This window comes from Actinomadura atramentaria DSM 43919, from assembly GCF_000381885.1.
Lineage (GTDB): Bacteria > Actinomycetota > Actinomycetes > Streptosporangiales > Streptosporangiaceae > Spirillospora > Spirillospora atramentaria.
Window position 1 is genome coordinate 160405 of record NZ_KB907209.1, and the last position, 23325, is coordinate 183729.

Genomic DNA, 23325 nt, shown 5'->3' on the forward strand with positions numbered 1-23325 from the left:
CACCATGAACGGGTTGTACCGACCGCGCCGGGGCCGCGTCATCGGCGGAGTCTGCGCCGGGCTCGCGCTCCGCTTCGACATGAGTCCGTGGACGGTCCGCGCGCTGGCGCTGCTGTCGTGCCTGCTGCCGGGCCCGCAGTTCGTCGTCTACCTCGTCCTGTGGATCATGCTTCCGACGGAGGGTTCGGCGGGCCGGCCGAGCCCGTGGCCGGGGCGCTGACCTGCGTCGGCGCGGACGCAATACCACGGCGGAACGGCCGCGCGCCAGACACGCGCGCAACAGTCCCGCGCGGGGGTACCGTCCGGAGCCGCAAGATCATTGGACGTCTCTTGGAAGCCGCTGGCCCAGGGTGTTAGATCGGCTCAGCGACGTCCGGGGAAGGGAGCCGACGTGCCGGAGGGGGGCGGGGACCGGGGTCCGGGAACGCTGCTGCGGTTCCTGCGCGACCTCGCGCGCGCCCGCCGCGGACCCGCGCGCGACCTGGCCGCCTACGAGCGCGTCCACTGGCTCGCCGAACTGCCCCCCGACGTGTACGTCGAGACCGACGCGGGGCCGGGGGACGTGCTGTTCAGCGTCCCGGTCATCCCGCTGAGCCCGCCCGCCGTCATCGAGGAGTTCGACGGCTGGCTGGCGCTGCGCCACTGGTACCGCACGCTGCGCGGCCTCGCCGGGGTCCGCGGCGCGGAGATCGTCCTCGGGACCGGGCTGCTGACCCGGCGGCCCGTCCGCGACCACCTGCTCGCCACCCCGGTGCGGGTCGCCGTGGACGAGCGGTCCGAGCGGGTCGACGTCGTCCTCGCCGGGCCGGCCGTGCTGCGGGACCGCGAACTCCTCGACGGCGTCCCCGGCTTCGACCCCGACCGCACCGCGCCGCTGCGCGACGCCGTCGCGCGCGGCGAGGGCGCGGGGCTGCACCCGTCCGCGCGCGACGTCCTGCGCGCGTGGGGCGCGGCGGCGCTCGACGGGGAGGCGGTGGCGTTCCGCGAGGACTGGTCGCCCGAGCACCCCGCCCCGGACGCGGCGCGGCTGCGGCTCGCGCCCGCGCTCGTCGTCCGCCCGCCGGGCCGCGCCGCCGTCGCCGCCTACTACGACGAGATCGCCGCGCAGCCGTGGACGCCCGCCGGGTTCGGCGCACTGCTCACCGCCGACGCGCCCTCGCCGCTGCTCAGCGCGGAGGAGCGGGACACCCCCAAGCTCGTCGCGGAGCTGCTCGGCCGGGGCAGCCGGGTGCTGGCCGTCACCGCCGACGCGGCGTCGGCGGCGCGGCTGCACGCCGCGCTCGCCCCCGACATCGCCGAGATGTGCGCGCTGCCGACCACGTCGGGCCTGGTCGCCGAGACGATGCGGGGCCGCGCCGCCGGGACCGACCCGGACGCGGAGCACCGCCGCGTCGAGGACTTGGAGCGCCGCGCGGCCGACGCGATCCGCGCCGCCGGAGGGCTGCGCGACCGGCTCGAACGGGCCGAGGCCGACGGCGGGCCGGACGCCGCGCCGTCCTGGATTCCGCACGCGCCGGACCTGCCCGACGAGCCGCCGCTGACCGCGCCGGAGGCCGCCGAGCTCGTCCGGCTGCTGCGCGACCGCGGCCCGGACCGCACCCGGCACCGCGACGTGGACCCCGGCGCGCTGCCGAGCGCGCCCTACGTCCGGACGCTCATCGAGGCGGAGGCCGCCGCCGCCGAGCGCGCGGGCCGCGCCGACACCGAAGTCTCCGCCGCGCTGCGCCGCTGCGACGCGCGGCTGCTCGCGCAGCTCGACGGACGCGCGATGGTCGTCAACGCGGCGCTGCGCGACCTCGGGCTCACCGGGCATCCGGCGGGCTGGAAGCACACCGACCCGACCGTCCGCGCGTTCACCGACCTGCTCGCGCGGCGGCGGCCCGGCGTGTGGTCGCGCGTCGCGGAGCTGACCGGGCACGTCGAGGACGCCGCCGCCGCGCTGGAAGCCATCGCGGGCCGGCACGTCGAGCTGCCGCCGGGCGACCCGCCGCTGCGGCTCCTCGCCGCCGACGCCCGCGAGCTGCGCGACCAGCTCGCGGCCGGGTTCACGCCGCGCCGGGGCGTGCTGCGCGTGCAGGGGCCGCGGCCGACCGAACTGCTCGCGGCCGTCTTCGTGGACGGCGAGGCCGCCGTGACGCCCGAGCGCCTCGACGTCCTGCACACCTACCTCATGATCCTGCTGACATGCCGGGAGCTGCAGGCCGCGTGGGAGGACGCGGGGGTGTCGTTCCCCACGGACGTGCCGCTGCCGGAGCGGGTCGCGCGGTTCCGGCGGGCGCACCTGCGGCTCGCGCGCGTCCGGTCCGTCCAGGACGCCGTCGCGGAGACCGTCGCGCTGATCGCGGACGCGGGGCTGCCCATCCAGCTCACCCACCCGCTCCAGTGGTACGGGTACTCGGCGGGGCTGGAGCACGTCCTGCTCGGCCAGGGCATCGAGCGCGCCGCCGCCGACCTCGCGGCGCTGCGCGACTCCATCCCGGTGTCGCGCAGCGACCCGCCGGAGCTGACCGCCGCGCGCGCCGCGATCGACGCGCGCGACGCGGCGGCGTACGGGCGGGCGCTGTCGGGGCTCGCCGACGCCCGGCACCGGCGCGCGGCGCAGCTCCGCCGCGACGAGCTGCTGGCGCGGCTGCGGGCCGTCCACCCGGCGCTCGCGGACCTGCTGCGCGACCCCGGCGACGACTGGCCGGACCGCGTCGCGACCTGGGACACGGCGTGGAAGACGGCGGTGCGGCCGCCCGCCGCGCCGCGCACGCCGCCGCCGGACCGGCTGCGCCGCGCGGTCGCGGACGCCGAGGAGCACCGCCGCGCCCTCGACGCCGAGCTGACCGCGGCACGGGCGTGGGCGGCGTGGAGCGACCGGCCGGGGGTGATCCCCGCGTGGATCGTCCCGCTGTGGCGCGTCCCGGACGTGCTGCCGCCCGGCCCGGACTCCTTCGACGTCGTCGTGGTGGACGGCGAGCACGGCGCGGGCGCGGAGGCGCTGTTCCTGCTGTGGCTCGCGCCGCGCGTCGTGCTGGTCGGGGAGGCGGGCGCGCCGCTGCCGCCGCCGGAGCGGTCGCCCGCGCCGGACGCGCTGCCCGGCCCGCTGCGCGACCTCGTCACCCCGACGACGACGCTCTACACGCTGCTGCGGTCCCGGTTCGCCAAGGTCCGGTCGCTCGCGGACGAGCCCGGCCCCGAGCCGGAGCCGGACGCCGCGCCCGAGGGCCAGGGCCGCTCGATCGTCACCTACAAGCGGCCGGAGCTGCTGGCGCTCGTCGCGCAGCTCGCCGCCGAGGACCGCACCGCCGACGACGACGCGCTGGTGGCGCGCGCCCGGCGCGAGCTGGCGTGCCCGCCGAGCGAGGACGGACTGGTCGAGGCGCGGCTGCGGTTCGCGGTGGAGACGTACCGGGCCAGCGTCTCCTGAGCCCGTCCGGCGGCGGCAAGATGGACGCGGCCGGACGGACGAGGGAGAACGCGGTGGGCGGGGCGGGCGACGACGGCGCGGAGCGCGAGTACCGGGTCGAGGAACTGGCGGCGGCGGCGGGCGTGCCCGTCCGGACGCTGCGGTACTACCAGGAGCGGCGGCTGCTCCCGCCGCCGGTCCGGCGCGGCCGCACCGCCTGGTACTCGGCCGCGCACCTGGACCGGCTGCGGCTGATCGGCGAGCTGATCGAGCGCGGTTACCGGCTGGACGGCATCGAGGAGCTGCTGGCCGCCGCCGGGCAGGGCCGGGACGTCACCGAGCTGCTGGGCCTGGAGTGGGCGGCGTCGGCGCCGTGGGCGGAGCAGACGCCGGTGGAGCTGCGGCCGGACGAGCTGGCGGAGCTGTTCGGCGACCAGTTCACCGAGGAGGCCGTGGCGGAGGCGGTGGAGCTGGGCTACCTCGTGGTGGACGGCGACCGGCTGCTGCACACGAGCCGCCGGCTGCTGGACGCGACCGTCGAGCTGGTGCGCGCGGGCATCCCGCTGCGGGCCGTCCTCGCGGTGTCGTGGGAGCTGGAGGCCGCCTACGACCGGATGGCGTTCGCGTTCGTTCAGCTCGCCCGGACGCATCTGCTGGACGCGGTGCCCGGCCCGCCGTCGCCGGACGGCCTGGACCGGCTCGCCGCCGTGGTGGACCGGCTGCGCCCGGTCGTGCGGACGGTCGCCGACGAGCACTTCGGCCGCGCGATGGACCGCCGGATCGGCCGCGACGTGACCGAGCTGAAGGCCCGGCTGCGGCCGCCGCGCCCCGGGGGCTGACACGGTCCGCCGCATGGTCTACGCTCACGACGATTACAGTTCCAACTGGGAACGAGCGTTCGACCAGAGGTAGGTGCAGCGAAGTGGCGCGATCGGGAAGCGTTTCCGGCCAGGTGGCGGTGGTAACGGGTGCGGCGCGCGGGCTGGGCCTGCTGCTGGCGCAGTCGCTCGCGCGGCGCGGCGCGCGCGTCGCGCTGCTCGGCCTGGAGCCCGAGGAACTGGCCGCCGCCGCGAAGACCTGCGGGCCGGGCGCGCGGCACTGGACCGTGGACGTCACCGACGACGCCGAACTGCGCCGCGTCGCCGCCGAGGTCGCGGAGCACTACGGGCGGATCGACATCGTCGTCGCCAACGCGGGGATCGCGACCGGCGCGCCCGTCGAGCACTCCGACCCCGAGACCTTCGCCCGCGTCATCGAGGTCAACCTGCTCGGCAGCGTCAACACCGCGCGCGCGTTCGTGCCGGAGCTGCGCCGCAGCAAGGGGCACTTCTTCCAGGTCGCGTCGCTGGCCGCGCTGTGCGCCGCGCCGATGATGGCCGCCTACTGCGCGAGCAAGTCCGGCGTCGAGGCGTTCGCGCACTGCCTGCGCGCCGAGCTGGCGCCGCACGGCGTCACGGTCGGGATCGGGTACCTGAGCTGGACCGACACCGACATGGTGCGCGGCGCGGACCAGGACGCGGCGCTGCGCGACATGCGGGCGTCGCTGCCGTTCCCGACCAACCGGACCTACCCGCTGGAGCCGACCGCCGAGCGGCTGGTGCGCGGGCTCGTCCAGCGCCGCCCGCACGTGTACGGGCAGGCGTGGCTCCCCGCGCTGCAGGCCGGGCGCGCGCTCGTGCCGGTCGTCGTCACCCGGTACGCCCGCAAGCACCTGGCCGAGTTCGAGCGCCGCTGGCTCGCGGCGGGCGGGAACAACCGTCTCGTCGGCGCGGGCGGCGCGGCGGCGACCCGCGCGAAGACCACCGAGGACGCAGGCTGAGCCACCACACCGCGGCCCGGCGCAGCCCGCGCGAGGCGGCGGGCTGCGCCGGGCCGGGACTGCGCTGAGCTGCGTCGGGCTGCGCTGAGCTACGTCGGCCGGGCTGCGTCGGTCCGCGCTGCGCTGGGCCGGGTGCGCGGGGACGCGCCGCTAGGGACGGGCTGCGCCGGGACGTGGGCCGGGCTTCTGGTGCGGTGCGGCGGCGGGTGTGGTGTGGCGCGTAATTGCTGGATGGATATACGGCTCTTTCCGGTAAGTAATGCATAGGAATGTTCCTCCCCTTCGTGACACGATGGTGTTGACCGCCGGTTGACCGTCCATTTCCGTCACGCGGGGAGGTCCATGTCCTACGAAGACGTAGAAACGGAACTGCGCGCCCATCCGCGCGTCGAGGACTGCGCGGTCGTCGGCATCCCGGCGGGGGAGCGCCGCCCCACGCTCGTCGCGTACGTCGTGGCCGACGGGCCTGTCGACGCGGCCGAGATCCGGGCGTTCCTCGGCCGCCCGCGGCTGCCGCGCCGCCGCATCCCGCGCGCCGTGATCCTGGTCAAGAGCCTGCCCCGCGACGCGAACGGCAGGCTGCGCCGCAAGCGGCTGCCGCTGCCCGTCCTGTCGGACCGCGAACGCGGCAAGGCCGAGGTCTTCGCGGACATGAGCGACGGCGTCCTCGCGCTGTGCGTGCTCGGCGCGGCGCTGGTCCTCACGCTCGTGTCGCGGGGCCTGACCGACGCGTTCTGGCCGGGCTCGACGTTCCTCGGCGGCGTCCCGCAGCCGTGGGCGACGCTGTTCCAGGTGCTCTACTGGGCCGAGTCGGCGGCGTTCGGCGTCGGCGTCGCGTACCTGTTCATGGGGTACTCGCGGCTGGAACGGCTCGGCCGGCCGGCGTGGCTGACGGCGCTCGCGCACGTCGCCCTGGCCTGGCTGCTCATCGCCTGGTGGCCGCAGGACAACTTCTACCGGCTCACCGCCAAGACCGACTGGGGCGGGCAGGCGGCGTGCGTCTACGCGTTCAACATCACGCTGATGATCGCGGCGGCCGTGCTCATCGCGTTCGCGTTCGCCGATCCCGAACGCGAACGCGAGCGCGCCGACGACGACTGACGTCCAGGTCGCGGAACATCGCGCCGAGCGCGGTGTTCGCCGCGCGCGCCGCCGCCTCGGCCGCGTCCAGCGCGTCCGGCGTCCGCGCCGCGAGCGCCAGCCCCAGGTAGGGGGCCGGGTCGAAGGCGGCGGTCGGGATCGTGACCAGCGCGGTCGCGCCCGCCGCGCCGCACGCCGCCGTCAGCTCCGCGACGTGCTCGCGCAGCGCCTCGTCGGGCAGCCGCGCGCCGAGCGGCAGCCGGTCCAGCGTCCGGACCAGGTGGCGGCCGGCGCGCCGCCGGTCCAGCGCCGCCGCGACGCAGAACGCGGCGGCCGGTCCGGTGAGCCGCAGGTTGATCTCGGCGGGGGCCAGCGCGCCCGACCGGCCCCGCACGAAGTCGACGTCGAACCAGCCCCGGTAGCCGTCCGCCGCCAGCGCGCGGCCGACCGCCGTGCCGAAGGCGGTGGCGGTCGCCGCGACCGCGTCCGGGACCGCGCCCGGGCCGACCGTCACGCCCCGGTAGCCCGTCCCCGCCACCGCCATGCTCCCGACGCCGACCGGGTGGACCGCGCCGTCGCCGCCGATCACCGCGTCGAACGTCGGATCGCCGCACACGTCGGCCTTCGCGACGTACTCCTCCACCACCGCGCCGCCGCGCGGCCACCGGCCCGCGACGCGCAGCGCCGCGCGCCGCCCCGCGCGGTCCGGCGGGACGACGAGCGTCCCCGACCCGCCGACGCCGTACTCGGACTTCACCACGACCGGCGCGTCCCCCGCGCGGGCCAGCTCCCGCGCCAGCACGCGCCGCGACCGCACCGGCCGCTGCGCGGGCACCGCGACGCCGGGGACCTGCGGGCCGAGCGCCCGGAACAGCGTGTGCGCCGAACGCTTCGACTCGTACCGGCGGATCGCCGCCGCGAGCTCCGGCGCGGCGGGGACGAGCCGCCCGAACGCGGCGGACCGCCCCCACGGCACGCCCGGCGCGTCCGTCAGCAGCGCGCGCAGCTCCGGCCGCGCCGCGACCGCCGCCGACACGCGGCCGTCCGGCGCGACACCCGAGTGGACGGGCACGTCGCCCCAGCCGAGCGCGTCGGCGGTCTCGCGCGCCCACCAGTCCGGCACCGGCTCGGGCAGCACGAGCGCGGCGGGCCGCGCCCCGCAGAACGCCGTCAGGCACGCGTAGTGGTCCGGGCCGCGCACGACGCCGCCGAACTGGCCGTTGAACTCCGCGGCGTTCCCGATCCGCACGGCCGGGCCGCCCGCGTCCCACGCCGCCGCCCACGCGGGCTCGGGGAGCACCGGCCGCGCCACCAGGTCGCGCCCGTCCCGCTCCGCGCCGAGCGCGAGGTAGAACCCCGTCGCGTGCGGGTCCGGGACGATCCGGACGCGCTCGAACCCCAGCCGCGCCGCCTCGGCCAGCACGTGCCGGTACAGCGTCCGCCCGATCCCGCCGCCGATCGCGTCCGGCTCGACGAACAGCAGCCCCAGCTCCCCGTCCGGCGGCTCGCCGTCGAGCGTCGCCAGGCCCAGCACCCGCCCGCCGCGCTCCGCGACGGCCGTCCGCCGCGCCGCGACGTCGCCGGGCCGCAGCGTCAGCTCCGCGCGGCACGCCGCGAGGTACGCGTCGTCGTAACCCCAGTGGGCCTTGGAGCGCAGCGCGAGCGCGCTCAGCGCGGCCGCCTCCCCGGGCCGCGCCGCGCGGACGGCGACGTCCGTCACTGCCCGGGGCGGACCAGCGGGAACGCGACGGTCTCGCGGATCGACCGCCCGGTCAGCGTGATGAGCAGCCGGTCGACGCCCATCCCCATGCCCCCGGCGGGCGGCATCGCGTACTCCAGCGCGCGCAGGAAGTCCTCGTCCAGCTCCATCGCCTCGGGGTCGCCGCCCGCCGCGCGCAGCGACTGCTCGGTGAGCCGGTCGCGTTGGAGGACGGGGTCGATCAGCTCGGAGTAGGCCGTGCCCAGCTCCGTCCCGAAGACGATGAGGTCCCACTTCTCGGCCAGCCGCGGGTCGTCGCGGTGCGGGCGGGTCAGCGGCGACGTCTCCGCCGGGTAGTCGCGGACGAACGTCGGCGCGTCGAGCGTGCCCTCGACCAGTTCCTCGTACAGCTCCTGCACGATCCGGCCCTGCCCCCACTCGGGGTCGACGTTGATCCCGTGCGCCTCGGCGTGCCGCCGGACGTCCCCGAGCGGCGTGCCAGGCGTGACCTCCTCGCCGAGCGCCTTCGACACCGACCCGTACACGGTGATCTCGCCCCACGGCTCGGCCAGGTCGTACTCACGCCCGTTCCGCACCACGACGGTCGTGCCGAGCGCCGCGCGCGCCGCCGCGAGCACCAGGTCGCGGGTGAGCGCGGCCATCGTGTCGTAGTCGCCGTACGGCTCGTACGCCTCCAGCATCGTGAACTCGGGGTTGTGGGTCGCGTCCACGCCCTCGTTGCGGAAGTTGCGGTTCAGCTCGAAGACCTTCCCGACGCCGCCGACGAGCAGCCGCTTCAGGTACAGCTCCGGCGCGATCCGCAGGTAGAGCTGCATGTTGTACGCGTTGATGCGGGTCGTGAAGGGCCGGGCCGCCGCGCCGCCGTGGATCGGCTGGAGCATCGGCGTCTCGACCTCCAGGTACGCGCGGGCGCGCAGCTCGTCGCGGACGGCCGCGACGGCGTCGCCGCGCCGCCGCAGCATCGCGCGCGCGTCGTCGTTGACGATGAGGTCGACGTACCGCTGCCGGACGCGCGCCTCCGGATCAGCCAGGCCGCTGCGCTTGTCCGGCAGCGGGCGCAGGCACTTGGCGGCGAGCCGCCACGACGCGGCCAGCACCGACAGCTCCCCGGCCCGCGAGGCGACGACCTCGCCGGCGACGCCGACCTGGTCGCCGAGGTCGATCAGCTCCTTCCACCGCGCGAGGGCGTCCGCGCCGGTCGCGTCGGCGGTGAGCATGACCTGGAGGTCGCCGGTCTCGTCCCGCAGCGTCACGAAGATCAGCCGGCCGTGCTCGCGGGCCAGCACGACGCGGCCCGCCACCGCGACGGTCTCGCCGGTGCGCGCGTCCGGCGCGAGGCCCGCGAAGCGGCGGCGGACGTCGGCGGCGAAGTCGGTCCGGGGGAAGCCGGGCGCGTACGGCTCCATCCCCGCCGCGCGGATCTTGTCGAGCTTGGCGTGCCGGACGCGCTCCTGCTCCGACAGCTTGCGCCGGGGCGCGCGCCGCGCGTCGGCGTCGTCCTCGATCTCGCGGATCTTCTCGGCGAGCGCGGGCGACGGCGCCATGTGCGCGGCGCGGTCCAGCTTCGGCCGGTTCAGGCTCGGCAGGAACCCCTCGGCGCGCGCGTACGCGAGCCCGAGCCGGACCAGGTGGCGGCTCTGCCGGTAGCAGATGAACCGGGGCCGCCACAGCGGCAGGTACTTGGCGTTCGACAGGTACAGCGATTCGAGCTGGTAGAACCGCGACGCGAACGACAGCAGCTTGTAGTAGAGCCGCGCGACGGGCCCCGCGCCGATCTGCGAGCCGCGCTCGAACGCGGACCGCAGCATCGCGAAGTTGAGCGAGAGCTGCTGCGCGCCGACCGACGCCGCCTTCTCCGCGAGCTTGGCGACCATGAACTCGTTCAGCCCGTTCTCGGCGGCGCGGTCGCGGCGCATCAGGTCCAGCGAGAGCCCGTTCCGGCCCCACGGGACGAAGCTGAGCAGCCCGCGCAGCTCGCCCTTGGCGTCGAACGCCTCGACCATCACGCAGCGCCCGTCCGTCGGGTCGCCCAGCCGGCCGAGCGCCATCGAGAACCCGCGCTCGGTCTCCTCGCCGCGCCAGGCGTCGGCGCTGCGGATGAGCTTGCTCATCTCCCAGTCGGGGATCTGCGCGTGGCGGCGGATGCGGACGGTGTACCCGGCCCGCTCGACGCGGCGGACGGCCTGGCGGACCTGCCGCATCTCGCGGCCGTCCAGGCTGAACTCGGCGAGGTCGATGATCGCCTCGTCCCCGAGTTCGAGCGCGTCGAAGCCGTGCCGCCGGTAGATGTGCGCCGCGCGCTCGCCGACGCTGACCGCGCCGGGAATCCACGCGTGCGCGCGGCACTCGCCGAGCCACGCCTCGATCGCCTGGTCCCACGACTCGGGGTCGCCGAGCGGGTCGCCGCTGGCCAGCGACACCGAGCCCTCGACGCGGTAGGCGATGGCCGCCTTGCCGTTCGGCGCGACGATCACGTCCTTGTCGCGGCGCAGCGCGAAGTAGCCGAGGGAGTCCTGGTCGCCGTACTCGGCCAGCAGCCGCCGCGCGGCCAGCTCCTCCTCGGCGCTGAGGATCGGGTCGCGGCGGCCGGGCCGGAACAGCGCCCAGAACGTCACGACGAGCAGGCCGGTGCCGAGCAGCCACAGGATCGCGTCGACCCACCAGGGGACGTTGACGTCGATCGGCTTGCCGGTGACGCGCGGGCCGAGGACGGTCTGCGCGATGGCGTAGACGGGGTGCGTCCAGAAGTCGCCGTCGGGGTCGCGGTCGAAGACGGTGACCAGCAGCGTCCCGACGCCGCCCGTCACGATGAGCAGGCCGGTGAAGACGACGACGGCGAGTCGCCGGTTGCGCCGGTCCGGCAGCGTGGTGAACTGGCCGCGCGACGCGACGACGAGGCACAGCGCCGCGCCGTACACGACGGCGGTGACGGCGGGGCCGTACGGCTCCGGCTCGTCGGCGCCGAAGAGGCCGCCGACGACTCCGGCGACGCTCAGCGCCGAGTAGAACCCGAACACGGCGACGAGCAGCCGCCACGCCGCCTTCTTGCGGCGCCGGACGCCCATCGACAGGAGGATCCAGAGCAGGCCGATGGGGACGCTCGGGAACCATCCGAGGTACCCGATCCATCGCAAAGCCCAGATGTCGGTGAGCTCGATGATGAGACCGTAGGAGACCCACGACAGGAGCGAGAGGACACCGGACAGCCGGGTGAACCAGAAGAAGATGGTGGGCGACGCCTCGATCAGGCTCTTCCCCTCGCCGCGCAGCCCGTTCCTCGCCATGCGCCCCCCGTCGTGGCTCTGCCGTGTCGTCTTCTTTGTACCGGGTGCGTCGTCCATCGCGCTTCAATCAGGGGTGGGGCCCGCGAACCTTCTCGTGGTTCCGGGCGTCCTACGGGTAGGGGGTTATGGCGTGCGGGGCGGGTCCAAGGGTGTCATCAAAAGTCGATATGGTCGCGGATATGCCGAATGAGACCACCGGCGGGCGTCTGCTCGCCCGTCGCTACCGACTGGTGACGCATGTCGGGCGCGGCGGCATGGGAACGGTCTGGCAGGCGCACGACGAGGTCCTCGGGCGGGACGTCGCGGTCAAGGAGGTCATCCTGCCGCACGGCCTCACCGACGAGGAGCGCACCGTCCAGTACAAGCGGACGTTCCGCGAGGCGCGGACCGCCGCGCGGCTCGGCCACCCCGGCGTCGTGACGGTGTACGACGTCGTCGAGGAGGACGGCCGCCCCTGGATCGTCATGGAGCTGATCCACGCGCGCTCCCTGGACCAGGTCATCAAGCAGGACGGCCCCCTCGACGTCCGCCGCGCGGCCGACATCGGCCGCCAGATGCTCGCCGCGCTGCACGCCGCGCACGACGCCGGCGTCCTGCACCGCGACGTGAAGCCGAGCAACGTGCTGGTCAGCTCCACGCCCGGCGGGGAGCGCGCGGTCCTCACCGACTTCGGCATCGCGACCGCCGCGGGCGACGCGACGCTGACCCAGACCGGCCTCGTCATGGGGTCGCCCGCCTACATCGCGCCCGAGCGCGCGCGGGGCCGCACCGCCGGGCCCGCCTCCGACCTGTGGTCGCTCGGCGTCACGCTGTACGCGATGCTGCACGGGCGGTCGCCGTTCGAGCGCAACGAGCCGATGGCCGCGCTCGTCGCCGTCATCACCGAGGAGCCCGACCGGCCCGAGCGGGCGGGACGGCTGCTGCCCGTCATCGAGGGACTGCTGCGCAAGAACCCCGACGTGCGGATGGACGCGATCGAGGCGGGCGCGCTGCTGGACGAGATCGTCCGCCAGGAGACCGTCGACGACCAGCGCACGATGACCGTCGAGGTGCCCGCCGCCGAGACCCGGCCCGGCCGGACGCGCCCGGACGCGCCGAAGCCCGCGCGGACGCGCGCCGCGCCGCCCGAGCCCGCGCCGTCCGCCGGGGAGCCGGAGCCCGCCCGGCCGGGGTTGGCCGTGCCCGGCCGGAACGCGCTGCTCATCGGGGTCATCGCGGTCGTCGTCCTGGTCGCCATCGCCAGCATCGTGTTCGCGAGCACGCGCGGGGACAAGCCGCACGGCAGGCCGAGCGGCGCGGCGAAGCCGCACGCGTCCGCGCCCGCGACGACGCCCGCGTCGTCGCCGGTCACGACCCGGCCCGCGTCCACCGGGTCGCCCGCGCTGCCCGCCGGGTTCCGTCTGCACAGCGACCGGACGGGCTACAAGGTCGCCGTCCCGGACGGCTGGTCCGGCCCGCAGCGCAAGGACGGCGGCGACTTCTTCTACGCGCCCGGCCGCGTCTCCTACATCCAGGTCGGCCAGACCTCGCACCCCAACCCGAGTGCGCTCAAGGACTGGAAGGACTACGAGCCGACCGGCAAGGGGCGGTTCCCCGGCTACTCGCTCGTCAGGATCGCGCCCGTGGAGAACGGCGCGCCGGTCAGCGACCCGAGCGGGAAGAAGTCGGCGGACTGGGAGTGGACGTACAACTCCGGTTCGCGGCGGATGCACGCGCTGAACCGGGGCTTCGTGATGAACGGGCACGGCTACGCGATCGTGCTGTACGCCCCGGACGCCGACTGGGACGCGACGCTGGCGCGGATGCAGCCGGTGTTCTCCTTCTTCCGGCCCGCCGGGGGCTGAGGCGGGCGGTCGCCGCAGGAACGTCCAATGCCGTCGGTGTCGGGGAAAAGGTAGGGTCGCGCGTCATGTCGGATAGTGCGCGGGGGACGCTGCTGGGCGGGCGGTACCGGCTCGACTCGGTGCTCGGCCGGGGCGGGATGGGCACGGTGTGGCGCGCCCACGACGACGTCCTGGACCGGGCGGTCGCCGTCAAGGAGGTGCTGCTGCACCCCGCGCTGGGCGACGCCGAGCGCCGCGAGCGGCACGAGCGGACGCTGCGGGAGGCGCGGGCGTCCGCGCGGCTCAACCATCCGGGCGTCGTCACCGTCCACGACGTCGTGGACTTCGACGACCGGCCGTGGATCGTCATGGAGCTGGTCGACGCCCGGTCGCTGCAGGACGTCCTGGACGAGGACGGGCCGCTGACGCCCGCGCGCGCCGCCGGGATCGGCCGCCAGATGCTCGCCGCGCTGCGCGCCGCGCACGCGATCGGCATCCTGCACCGCGACGTCAAGCCCGCGAACGTGCTGCTGGCGCGGGACGGGCGCGCGGTCCTCACCGACTTCGGCATCGCGCAGGTCGCGGGCGACGCGACGCTGACCCGCACCGGGCTGATCATGGGCTCGCCCGCGTACATGTCGCCGGAGCGGGTGCGCGGGGAGCGGGCGCTGCCCGCGTCGGACCTGTGGGCGCTCGGCGCGACGCTGTACGCGGCCGTCGAGGGCCGTCCGCCGCACCACCGGACGGACGCGATGGCGGTGCTGGCGGCCGTGATGACGCAGCCGCCGGACCCGCCGCGCCGCGCCGGGCCGCTCGCGGGCGTGCTGTTCGCGCTGCTGGACGCCGATCCGGTGCGGCGGCCGACCGCGGACGCCGCCGACGCGGCGCTGGCCGCCGTCGAGTCCGGGGAGGCGACCGACGCGGTGCCGCCGCCGCGCGCTCCGGCGGCGCCGGACGCGACCGCGCAGGACCACGGCATCGCGCCCGCGCCGGTCTCGCCGGGGCAGACGTGGTCCGCGCCCGTGCCGCCGCCGCACGCGCCGACGTGGTCCGCGCCCGTCCCCGCGCCGTCCGCGCCGACGTGGTCCGCTCCCGCGCGGCGCCGCTCGCCCGTGCTGGCGGTCACGGCGGGCGTCGCCGCGACGGCCGTCGCCGCGGGCGTCCTGGCGTTCGTGCTCTGGCCGGACGGGAAGACGCCCGGCCCCGATCCGCGGCGGACGGACGCGGCGGCCGCCGCCGACACGGGACGGCCGACGGGCCCGGCGGCGGACCCGTCCACCGACGCGACCGCGCCCGCGTCCGACACGCCGACCACGCCGACCGCGCCGCCGGGCACGCGGATCTCGGGCGGCGACGGCTACCGGCTGCCCGTCCCCGCCGGGTGGACGCGCAAGGACGACCCGCCGTACCGGCGCTCGTGGACGGACCCGGCGACCAAGGCGTACGTCCTGGTCGACCGGACGCCGTGGGAGGGCGACCCGTACGCGCACTGGGAGCAGTTCGAGTCCGAGGTGCGGGCGAACAACCGCCTGCCCGGCTACCAGCGCACGTCGCTGAACTGGGCGGACGGCACGTCGCCGCGCGCGGCCGACCTGGAGTACACCTGGCTGAACGGCCGGATGCACGCCGTGTCGCGCGGCGTCGCGGCGGGCGCCCGCCACTACGCGGTCATGATCGCGTACCCGGACCGGGCGGCGGGGCGGCGGGCGCTGCTGCTCGACTGCCTCGAAGGGTTCCGCGCGTAACCGTTCCGCCGTCCGAACCGATACCCATGAACCGGGACATGCTGCGTATTTCGGGCGGTCCGGTGGAGCGGAGCCCGCGAGACCGTGAACAATGACGTGGACGCGCGCCCGTCCCGGGTGTGCGATTGAACCGTCGGGCGCGTCCGCGCGTCCGACCCACGGCAGACGGCAGGAGTCAACGGCAGGCGTGCCCGCGCGCCGCCGGCGGGGGAAGACGGCGGGCGACGGGGAGACCAGGCGGAACATGACACAGGAGCGTCTCCTCGGCGGGCGCTACCGCCTCGACGCGGTGGTGGGCCGGGGCGGAATGGGCACGGTGTGGCGCGCCTACGACCTCACCCTCGACCGCGAGGTCGCGATCAAGGAGGTCGTGCTGCCGCCCGGCCTCAGCGCGGCCGAGCGCGGCGTCCTCTACGAGCGGACGTTCCGGGAGGCGCGGGCGTCGGCGCGGCTCAACCATCCCGGCGTCGTCACCGTCCACGACGTCGTCGAGGCGGGCGACCGGCCGTGGATCGTGATGGAGCTGGTCCGGGCGCGGTCGCTGCAGGACCTGCTGGAGACCGGGCCGCTCGACCACCGGCGGGTGGCCGAGATCGGCCTGCAGATGCTCGCCGCGCTGCGCGCCGCGCACGAGAAGGGCATCCTGCACCGCGACGTCAAGCCCAGCAACGTGCTGATCACCGAGACGGGCCGCGTCGTCCTCACCGACTTCGGCATCGCGCAGGTCGAGGGCGACGCGACGCTCACCCAGACCGGTCTCGTCATGGGCTCGCCCGCCTACATCCCGCCCGAGCGCGCGGCGGGGGAGCGCGCCGTGCCCGCGTCGGACCTGTGGGCGCTCGGCGCGACGCTGTACGCGGCGCTGGAGGGGCACTCGCCGTACGAGCGGTCGGACGCGATGTCCTCGCTGCAAGCCGCGCTGACCGAGCCGGTGCCGGTGCCGCGCAACGCGGGGCCGCTCACGCCCGTCCTCAACGGCCTGCTCGCCCGCGAGCCGCGGCACCGCATGACAGGCGAGCTGGCGCGGCCGCTGCTGACGCAGGTCGCGTCGATGCCGCCGCCGCCCAAGACGTTCGTGGACGAGACCGTCCTGGACGACCTGTCGGGCCGGTTCGAGCGCACCGTCACCGACGAGCCGCCCGCGTCGACCGTGCTGGACTCGGCGGAGGTCGAGCCGCTGACCCGCCGCGACCCCGGCCCGGCGCGGAACCCGGGCGGGCTCGCCCGCGCGCCGCGCAGCGCGCCGGAGCGCTGGACGCCCGAGCCGACGCCGCCGCCCGCGCCGCCGGAGCGGCCCGCGACGCCGCCGCCGTTCCAGGCCCCGGCCGAGCAGGAGGCGCGGACGCTGTACGACCCGAACGCCTGGGACGGGCGGAGCTCCGGCGGGAACTCCGGCGGGAGCTGGGACGGCGGGTCGGCGCAGTACCAGCAGTGGCGCGACCCGCGCTCCGACTACGAGAAGGAGCGCCGCAAGACCATGATCATCGTGACGGTCGCGGTGATCGTCGCGGTGGTCGCGGTGCTGGCGGGGGCGTTCCTGATCCGCTCGCGGCTGACGCACACCGACGGGCTGGGCGGCGTACGGCCCGACGTCTCGGCGACTTCCTCGGCATAGCCGGTCGGACGTGGCTGCCGGTCGGGTGGTCAGACGCGCTGGGACAGGCCGCTGATGCTCGTCGTCCCGGCCGTGACGGCGGGCTGCTCGGAGACCACGTCCGTCATCCGCATCACCGGCAGGACCAGCGGCGGCGGGCTCTCGGGCGTGAACGTCAGCGGGATGCCGAGCAGCTTCGACGACATCTTCGTCGTATACATGACGACGTTGCCGCCGAACGTCAGCGACGGGGTGGTCAGCACCGACTGCGCGCCGCCGTGCGTCGTCCGCTGGTCGACGCCCGTCAGGACGGCCTTGCTCATGGTGAACTTCAGCGCCTTCACGGTGCCGGTCGAAGTCTTGAGCGACGCGACGCCGTCGTAGCTGAGGCCGGTCATCGTCAGCGACGACGCCTTGAGCGTGGTGGCGTCCACGGAGAACGCCGGCGCCGTGCCGGTCGCGGTCTTCGGCGCGGGGGCGCAGGTCTTGGGTGCCTTGCCGAGGGCGTCGAGGTAGGCGCGGACGGCGGTCTCCGACGTCGCGGCGGGCGGCGTCGGGCACGCGGTGGTCGGCGTCGCGCTGGGGGTGGGCGTCGCGGATGGCGTCGACGTCGTGGTCGGGGTCGGCGTCGCTGTCGGCGCCGGCGTGGCGGTCGCGGTCGGGGCGGCGGACGGCGTGGGCGTCGGCGCGAACGGCAGGCCGACCGCCAGCAGCAGCGGCGCGGCGAACGCGTACGCGCGCCCGTGGCGGGGCGCCCGCGTCGCCCGCACGACGGCGGGCTCCTCGGGTCCGTCGCGCTCGTCGGACGCGCCGGGCTCGCCGGTCGGCGTCCACGCGAACCCGAGCGCGCCGCCGACCAGCCCGAGCACCATGCCGAGCAGGAAGCCGCCGAAGTTCGACGTCAGGAACGACGCCAGCGCCAGCAGCACGGCCAGCACCCCGTAGAAGACGCGCTGCGCGGGCTGGAACCACAGCAGCACGCCCGCGACGATGAGCAGCGCGCCGAGCAGCCAGCTCGCCACCCCCGCCATGCCCTGGTGGATGACCAGCGGCATCGGCGCCAGCGGGATCGAGATCAGCTCCAGGCCGCCGAGGACGGCGAACACGCCGCCCCAGAAGGGGCGTGTCCGCCGCCAGCGGCGGAAGCCTCGCGGTGTCGTCTTCGTCATGTCCCTAGAAGCACTCGTCGCCGAGCTTCATGCTCAGGTTCTTGAGCTTGAAGGTTCCGGCGGTGGTCGCCCACGCGACCTGGTGGACCTTGGTCAGCGAGACGTGCGTCGCCTGCTGGCCGAACATGCCCGCCGAGCCCTTGACGGGGCCCTGGTCGAGCGTGCTGGCGTCGCGGCCGATCTCGATGTTGCTGAACTCCGCGTCGGCGTCGAGCTGCTCGACGTCCAGCACGAGGTCGGTGGCCTCGACGGGCTCCTTGCCGGTGCCCGCGGTGAGGCGCAGCGTGAACGGGCCGACCTTCACCGACTGGCACATGTCGCGGATCGTGGCGTTCTTGATGCCGGAGATCTGGACGGGGTGCTGCTTGCCGTCCTTGCTCTGGTCGGCGCCGCCGTACTGGACGAAGCCGTCGCCCTCCAGCGACGCGGCGCTGACCTTGAAGCTGCCGCCGGAGACGGCGAAGGACGAGGCGATGGCGCCCTGGCCCGTCATGAAGACGAGCGCGCCCGCGCCGATCGCGGCCGGCGCGGCGAGGGCGGCGAACCGCCGCCAGCGGACCCGGCCGAGGGACGCCGGGGTGGAGTCGGTCATGGGGCACTCTCCGTACGAGGGGTTCGGTGTGCGGACACCGGTGATCGCCGTCACAAAAGGTGACGAACTCCTCGCAAGTTACCCTCAAGTACTTACTTGCACCAAACGCGCGAAGGTAAAGAAATCTGGCCGCTGACCTGCGGGGACGTTCTGCAATGCGGCGCGGGCCCCGCGCCGCCGGGCCGCGGGCCGCCGTCAGGACGACAGCGTGCGGACCGTCGTCCGCAGCTCCGCGACGTGCTCTTCGAGATCGTTCAGCGGGAGGTCCGCGCCCTTGGTCCGCAGCCGCGCCATCGCCGCCTCGACCTGCCCGACCTGCCGCTGGAGCAGCGCGCAGATGTTCTCGCCGCCCTCGTCGGGCAGCGCGCGGCGCAGCAGCTCCGCGCGGCGGCGCACCTCCAGCTCGCGCCGGTGCATCTCCACGAACACCGACACCTTCGCGCGCAGCAGCCACGGGTCGAACGGCTTGGTCAGGTAGTCGACCGCGCCCGCCGCGTAGCCGCGATAGACGTCGTCGCCCGCGTCGCCCGCCGCCGTCAGGAAGATGATCGGGACGTCCCGCGTCCGCGCCCGGCCCTTGATGTGCGCCGCCGTCTCGAAACCGTCCATGCCGGGCATCACGACGTCCAGGAGGATCACCGCGAACTCGTCGTTCAGCAGCTCCTTGAGCGCCGCGTGGCCGGAGTTCACCGCGACGACCTCGACCGGCAGGGCGTCGAGCACGGCGGTCAGCGCGACGAGGTTCTCGTCGCGGTCGTCCACGGCCAGGATCTTCGCGGAACTCGCCTGCACCGTTGTCCTCCGCGTGTCGGGGGCGTTCCTGCCGCGCCCCACCCTGTCATGTCAGCCGACCCGGCGACAGCCCGACGAGCGGCCGCGCCTCACGGCAGCCAGCCCGGCTTCACCAGTCCCGACTCGTACGCCAGGACCACCAGTTGCGCGCGGTCCCGGGCACCCAATTTGATCATTGTCCTGCTCACGTGCGTCTTGGCGGTCGCCGGGCTGACCACGAGCCGGTCCGCGATCTCCTCGTTGCTCAGGCCCGTCCCGACCAGCGCCAGCACCTCGCGCTCGCGGCCGGTCAGCGCGGCGAGCCGTTGCGGGGGCACCGGTTCCTTCGCGCGCGCCGCGAACTCGGCGATGAGGCGGCGCGTGACGCCCGGCGACAGCAGCGCGTCCCCGCGCGCCGCCGCGCGGACGGCCGCGATCAGCTCGACCGGCTCGGTGTCCTTCACCAGGAAGCCCGAGGCGCCGCCGCGCAGCGCGTCGAAGACGTACTCGTCCAGCTCGAACGTCGTCAGGACGACGACGCGCACGTTCGCGCAGCTCTCGTCCGCGACGATGCGGCGGGTCGCCGCGAGGCCGTCCGAACCGGGCATCCGGACGTCCATCAGCAGCACGTCGGGGCGGAGGCGGCGGGCCAGCTCGACGGCCTCGTCGCCGGTCCCGGCCTCGCCGACGACCTCGACGCCGTCCTGCGCGTCCAGCAGCGCCCGGAACCCGGCGCGCACCAGCGCCTGGTCGTCGGCCAGCACGACCCTGATCACGCGACCTCCCACCCGTCTACCCCTCCAACGCCCGGAAACCCCCACCCGCTCCCAATTCCCCCAACGGATTCCGCACCCGAGTGACAATGCGCCCCTTGGCCTCCCCTTGGGCTGTGTGTTACCGGGCAGTTACCGTTAGTGTTCGGTGCGTGCCCTCCATCGAGCACGAACTCCCGCTGGAGTTCGTCCGCACCCAGCCGCGCTTCGCCCCCGACCTGCTGCGCGCCGTCTTCGGCGTCGCGACGCCCGACGCGCCCGCCGTCCTCGGCTCCGAGTCCTTCGCCGAAACCGGCCCCGCCGAACTGCGCTGCGACGCGACCGTCCTCCTCGGCGACCCCGCCGCACCGGAACTCGGCATCATCGTCGAGGCCCAGACCGCCTACGCGCGCCGCAAGACGTTCAGCTGGCCCGCGTACCTGTCCACGCTCCGTGCCCGCCACGAGTGCCCCGTGACGCTGCTCGTGCTGTGCCCCGACGAGACGACCGCGCGCCGCTGCGGCGAGCCCATCGCGATGGGCCACCCCGGCTGGGTCCTCGAACCGCTCGCCGTCTGGCCCGGCCGCATCCCGCCCGTCACCGACCGGTCCGAGGCCCGCGAGCACCCCGAAGTCGCGCTCTTCGGCGCATTGGCCCTCCTCCGGACCCCCGCCGACGACGCCCGTGCGCGCGAGGTGATCCGCTGCCTCCCCGAAGCGATCGACGCCGTCGACCGCGACCTGGGCGCGGCCTACTATGACTACGTCGGGTCGCGTTTTCCCGCTGCCGCCAAGAAGCTCCTGGAGGAGACCTTGAAGCTCGACGACTACCAGTGGCAGAGCGAGTTCGCCCGGAACCACCGCTCCGAGGGCCGTGCGGAGGGGCGTGCGGAAGGCCGCGCGGAAGGCCAGGCGCAGTCGGTTCTCGCCATCTTGGCGACTCGGGGGATCGCGGTCCCTGACTGGGCACGGGAACGGATCACGGCCGGTACGGACGGCGACGAGCTGCGCCGCTGGGTTCAGCGTGCCGTCGTGGTCGACGGCATCGACGAACTCTTCCGGTGACGTGGACCTGCGCAACCATCAGTGGCAGAGCGACTTCGCGCTGAAGCACCGTGCGGAGGGCCGTGCGGAGGGCCGTGCGGAGGGTCAGGCGCGCGTGATTCTCGTGGTGCTCGCGACGCGCGGTATCACCGTTCCGTCCTGGGCGCGGGCGCGGATCTCGGCCTGCACCGACGGCACTGAGCTGGACCGCTGGGTCTCGCGCGCGGTCGTGGTCGAGAGCGTGGAGGACCTCTTCGCCTGACCGCTCAGAGCAGGTGCGGGGCGCGGTAGGGATACGGGCGTTCGCGGGGGAGCAGCGCGGCGGCGCGGGCGGTGTGCCCGTCGCGGACGAGCGGGTCGACCTTGCGGACGAGCAGCGTCAGGTCGGTGATCTCGCGGACCTACTCGTCGGCGTATCGGTCGATCACGTGGCGGCTGTTACCGACCTGGATGCTGCGCGCGCCGCGCAGGGGCCGCTCGGGGGTCCCACTGGACGTGGACCGCCGCGTGCCAGAACGCCGCTCGTGGGGCTGGATGCGGTCACGGTGGCGCGGCGGGCAACGGGTTTCAGGGGGCGGGCAGGGTCGCCTCGACGCGGAAGCCGCCGTGCGGGCCCGGAGCGGCGCGGAACGTCCCGCCGAGTGCGGTGGCGCGTTCCCGCATCCCGAGGAGGCCGCTGCCCGCGGGCGGGTCGTTGAGCGGGGACGGACCCCGGCCGTCGTCGGTGACGCGCACATCCACGGCGTCGGCGCCGTAGGCGAGGGACACGTCCACCTTGACGGGCGGCGGGCCCGCGTGGCGGGTGACGTTGGTCAACGACTCCTGGATGATTCGGAACGCCGCGAGATCGGCTCCGGCGGGGAGCGGGCGCGGGGCGCCGCGCGTGCGCGTCGTGACGTCCAGCCCGGCGGCGCGGGCGCGGGAGACCAGGTCGTCCAGCAGCGCCAGCCCGGCGGTCGGGGCGCGCGGGGCGGGCTCGCCGTCCGCGCGCAGCGCGCCGATCACCGAGCGCATCTCGGTGAGCGCCTCCTTGCTGGCCTCCTTGATGGCGGCGAGCGCGCCGCGCGCCTCCTCGGGGTCGTCGTCCAGGAGGTGCAGGGCCACGCCCGCCCGGACGTTGATCATCGAGATGTTGTGCGCGAGGACGTCGTGCAGCTCCCGCGCCATCCGCAGCCGCTCGTCGCTCGCGCGGCGGCGGGCCTCCTCGGCGCGCGTGCGGGCGGCGGCGGCCGCGCGCTGCGCCGTCGCGCGGAGCAGCTCCCCGGTGACGAGCGCGACCAGCACCCAGCCGACCGAGCCCGCCGTGCCGTCCAGACCCGGCCGGTCGACGGGGAACAGCGCGCCGGTGTGCCCGCGCTCGGCCGTGTCGACGCCGATGAGCGTCGTTAGCGAGAGGTACCCGGCGAGGAACGCCGCCGACCCCGCCCACGCGACCGTCCGGCGTCCCGCCGTGACCGCCGCGACGATCGCCGCCAGCGCCGACAGCATCACCGGGCCGTACGTATAGGCCCGCAGCAGATACAGCACGGTCACCGCGCCGACCGCGGCGGCGACCCGGACCGGCGCGCGGCGGCGCAGGAGCAGGACGGCCGGCCCCGCCGCGAGCAGCGCGACGCCGAGCGGGTCCAGCGGCGTGAACGGCGCGCGCGCCTCGTGCCACGGCCCGCTCTGCCGCTGCGCCGCGAACGAGCCGGCGACCTGGACGACGAGCAGCACCGCCGGGACGGCCCACACGGGCCACCGCCACGGCGCGGGGAACCGCCGCGCGCCCGCCGTCTCGTCCATGCCCGCCACGGTACGGCCGCGCGGGCGGCGCGCGGATCAGCCCGGGGGCTGCTTCGCGGATACGCCGCGCGGCGTACGGGCGGCGCGCGTCGAGAGATCGAACGGTCCGTCTATCGCCGCGCCGGTGGCACAATCGGTGCGTGAACGCGCGACCGGGACCTCGCGAACGGCTGCTCGACGCGGCCCGCGACCTCACCTACGAGCAGGGCGTCCATGTCGGCGTGGACGCGATCCTCAAGCGGGCGGACGTCGCGCGGCGGTCGCTCTACCAGCACTTCGGCGGCAAGGACGGGCTGATCACCGAGGTGCTGCGCGTCTCCGGCGGCGCGGAGCGGTACCGGCGCGCGATGCGGTCGGCGGGGGACGATCCGCGCGCCCGCGTCCTCGCCGTCTTCGACGCGCTGGAGGACATCACGACGCGGCCGGACTTCCACGGTTGCCGCTACACGGCGGCGGAACTGGCCATCACCGATCCCGGGCATCCCGCGCACGCCGAGATCCGCGCGTTCAAGGAAGACCTGCACGCGCTGTTCGCGGGCGAGCTGACGCGGTCCGGGCACCCCGATCCGGAGTTCGGCGCGAACCAGCTCGTCGTCCTGGTGGACGGGGTCCTCGCGCACGCCGTCACGCGCCCCGGCGCGCACCCCGCGCTGGCCGCCCGCCGCCTCGCCGAAACGGTCCTGGACGGCTGACCGCCCGGCTCAGCCGAGCCGTTCCCGACGCTGACGAGCCCGTGCCGCGCGGCCTCGATGACCGC

18 protein-coding genes are annotated in these 23325 nt (G+C 75.4%); 11 read left to right on the forward strand and 7 right to left on the reverse strand.

Annotated features, from left to right (window positions below):
* Window positions 1-4: 4 nt before the first annotated feature.
* From G339_RS0104710 to G339_RS0104730, 5 genes are all read left to right on the forward strand, one after another.
* Window positions 5-220, forward strand: a complete 216-nt coding sequence (locus tag G339_RS0104710) for a PspC domain-containing protein (protein WP_019629926.1) — start codon at window positions 5-7, stop codon at window positions 218-220.
* Window positions 221-391: 171 nt separating this feature from the next.
* Window positions 392-3412, forward strand: a complete 3021-nt coding sequence (locus G339_RS0104715; protein ID WP_019629927.1) for a DEAD/DEAH box helicase family protein — start codon at window positions 392-394, stop codon at window positions 3410-3412.
* A 53-nt stretch (window positions 3413-3465) separates the two neighbouring features.
* Window positions 3466-4230: a MerR family transcriptional regulator gene (locus G339_RS0104720; RefSeq protein ID WP_019629928.1), complete on the forward strand. Its 765-nt coding sequence runs from the start codon at window positions 3466-3468 to the stop codon at window positions 4228-4230.
* Window positions 4231-4343: 113 nt separating this feature from the next.
* Window positions 4344-5210, forward strand: coding sequence for an SDR family oxidoreductase (locus G339_RS0104725; RefSeq protein ID WP_019629929.1), 867 nt, complete (start codon window positions 4344-4346; stop codon window positions 5208-5210).
* A 342-nt stretch (window positions 5211-5552) separates the two neighbouring features.
* Entirely contained in the window at window positions 5553-6311 is a 759-nt protein-coding gene (locus tag G339_RS0104730) for an AMP-binding enzyme (protein WP_026341134.1), read from the forward strand.
* On the opposite strand, the gene G339_RS39725 is transcribed toward G339_RS0104730, so the two are convergent.
* Window positions 6253-8010 carry a GNAT family N-acetyltransferase gene (locus G339_RS39725; RefSeq protein WP_019629930.1) on the reverse strand — a complete coding sequence of 586 codons (1758 nt, stop codon included), beginning with the start codon at window positions 8008-8010 and terminating at the stop codon, window positions 6253-6255. The two genes, G339_RS0104730 and G339_RS39725, sit on opposite strands and share 59 nt — an antisense overlap.
* Complete coding sequence (lysX, locus tag G339_RS0104740) at window positions 8007-11294, reverse strand: bifunctional lysylphosphatidylglycerol synthetase/lysine--tRNA ligase LysX (protein WP_019629931.1); 3288 nt, start codon at window positions 11292-11294, stop codon at window positions 8007-8009. The genes G339_RS39725 and lysX overlap by 4 nt, the downstream gene beginning before the upstream one ends.
* Before the next feature lie 179 nt (window positions 11295-11473).
* Here lysX and G339_RS0104745 point away from each other — a divergent pair, with 179 nt between their 5' ends.
* The 3 genes from G339_RS0104745 to G339_RS0104755 all read left to right on the forward strand — a co-directional run bounded on the left by G339_RS0104745 (window position 11474) and on the right by G339_RS0104755 (window position 16477).
* Entirely contained in the window at window positions 11474-13138 is a 1665-nt protein-coding gene (locus G339_RS0104745) for a serine/threonine-protein kinase (RefSeq protein WP_033322309.1), read from the forward strand.
* Between the two features lie 65 nt (window positions 13139-13203).
* On the forward strand, window positions 13204-14862 hold the full coding sequence (locus G339_RS32560) for a serine/threonine-protein kinase (protein ID WP_019629933.1): 1659 nt from the start codon (window positions 13204-13206) through the stop codon (window positions 14860-14862).
* A gap of 244 nt (window positions 14863-15106) precedes the next feature.
* Complete coding sequence (locus tag G339_RS0104755; RefSeq protein ID WP_157407350.1) at window positions 15107-16477, forward strand: serine/threonine-protein kinase; 1371 nt, start codon at window positions 15107-15109, stop codon at window positions 16475-16477.
* A 29-nt stretch (window positions 16478-16506) separates the two neighbouring features.
* On the opposite strand, the gene G339_RS0104760 is transcribed toward G339_RS0104755, so the two are convergent.
* The 4 genes from G339_RS0104760 to G339_RS0104775 form a co-directional block, all read right to left on the reverse strand.
* The gene (locus G339_RS0104760; protein WP_157407351.1) at window positions 16507-17625 is read right to left on the reverse strand and encodes a DUF6114 domain-containing protein; all 1119 of its coding nucleotides are present in this window, start codon (window positions 17623-17625) and stop codon (window positions 16507-16509) included.
* 4 nt (window positions 17626-17629) lie between these two features.
* Entirely contained in the window at window positions 17630-18217 is a 588-nt protein-coding gene (locus G339_RS0104765) for a DUF6230 family protein (protein WP_019629936.1), read from the reverse strand.
* A gap of 195 nt (window positions 18218-18412) precedes the next feature.
* Window positions 18413-19009, reverse strand: coding sequence for a response regulator (locus G339_RS0104770; RefSeq protein ID WP_019629937.1), 597 nt, complete (start codon window positions 19007-19009; stop codon window positions 18413-18415).
* 89 nt (window positions 19010-19098) lie between these two features.
* Window positions 19099-19764: a response regulator gene (locus G339_RS0104775; RefSeq protein WP_019629938.1), complete on the reverse strand. Its 666-nt coding sequence runs from the start codon at window positions 19762-19764 to the stop codon at window positions 19099-19101.
* Window positions 19765-19913: 149 nt separating this feature from the next.
* Here G339_RS0104775 and G339_RS0104780 point away from each other — a divergent pair, with 149 nt between their 5' ends.
* Window positions 19914-20804 (forward strand): RpnC/YadD family protein, encoded by an 891-nt coding sequence (locus G339_RS0104780; RefSeq protein ID WP_019629939.1) that lies wholly within the window; start codon window positions 19914-19916, stop codon window positions 20802-20804.
* A gap of 1 nt (window position 20805) precedes the next feature.
* Window positions 20806-21045 (forward strand): hypothetical protein, encoded by a 240-nt coding sequence (locus tag G339_RS0104785; RefSeq protein ID WP_019629940.1) that lies wholly within the window; start codon window positions 20806-20808, stop codon window positions 21043-21045.
* Window positions 21046-21350: 305 nt separating this feature from the next.
* On the opposite strand, the gene G339_RS0104790 is transcribed toward G339_RS0104785, so the two are convergent.
* Window positions 21351-22568: a sensor histidine kinase gene (locus tag G339_RS0104790; protein WP_019629941.1), complete on the reverse strand. Its 1218-nt coding sequence runs from the start codon at window positions 22566-22568 to the stop codon at window positions 21351-21353.
* A 140-nt stretch (window positions 22569-22708) separates the two neighbouring features.
* Here G339_RS0104790 and G339_RS0104795 point away from each other — a divergent pair, with 140 nt between their 5' ends.
* Window positions 22709-23260 (forward strand): TetR/AcrR family transcriptional regulator, encoded by a 552-nt coding sequence (locus tag G339_RS0104795; RefSeq protein WP_019629942.1) that lies wholly within the window; start codon window positions 22709-22711, stop codon window positions 23258-23260.
* Window positions 23261-23325: the final 65 nt, after the last annotated feature.

Coding starts and splice junctions, on each gene's coding strand:
- G339_RS0104710 (WP_019629926.1), top strand. CDS start 5: ATGAACGGGTTGTACCGACCGCGCCGGGGCCGCGTCATCGGCGGAGTC.
- G339_RS0104730 (WP_026341134.1), top strand. CDS start 5,553: ATGTCCTACGAAGACGTAGAAACGGAACTGCGCGCCCATCCGCGCGTC.
- lysX (WP_019629931.1), bottom strand. CDS start 11,294: ATGGCGAGGAACGGGCTGCGCGGCGAGGGGAAGAGCCTGATCGAGGCG.
- G339_RS0104745 (WP_033322309.1), top strand. CDS start 11,474: ATGCCGAATGAGACCACCGGCGGGCGTCTGCTCGCCCGTCGCTACCGA.
- G339_RS32560 (WP_019629933.1), top strand. CDS start 13,204: ATGTCGGATAGTGCGCGGGGGACGCTGCTGGGCGGGCGGTACCGGCTC.
- G339_RS0104755 (WP_157407350.1), top strand. CDS start 15,107: ATGACACAGGAGCGTCTCCTCGGCGGGCGCTACCGCCTCGACGCGGTG.
- G339_RS0104760 (WP_157407351.1), bottom strand. CDS start 17,625: ATGACGAAGACGACACCGCGAGGCTTCCGCCGCTGGCGGCGGACACGC.
- G339_RS0104765 (WP_019629936.1), bottom strand. CDS start 18,217: ATGACCGACTCCACCCCGGCGTCCCTCGGCCGGGTCCGCTGGCGGCGG.
- G339_RS0104790 (WP_019629941.1), bottom strand. CDS start 22,568: ATGGACGAGACGGCGGGCGCGCGGCGGTTCCCCGCGCCGTGGCGGTGG.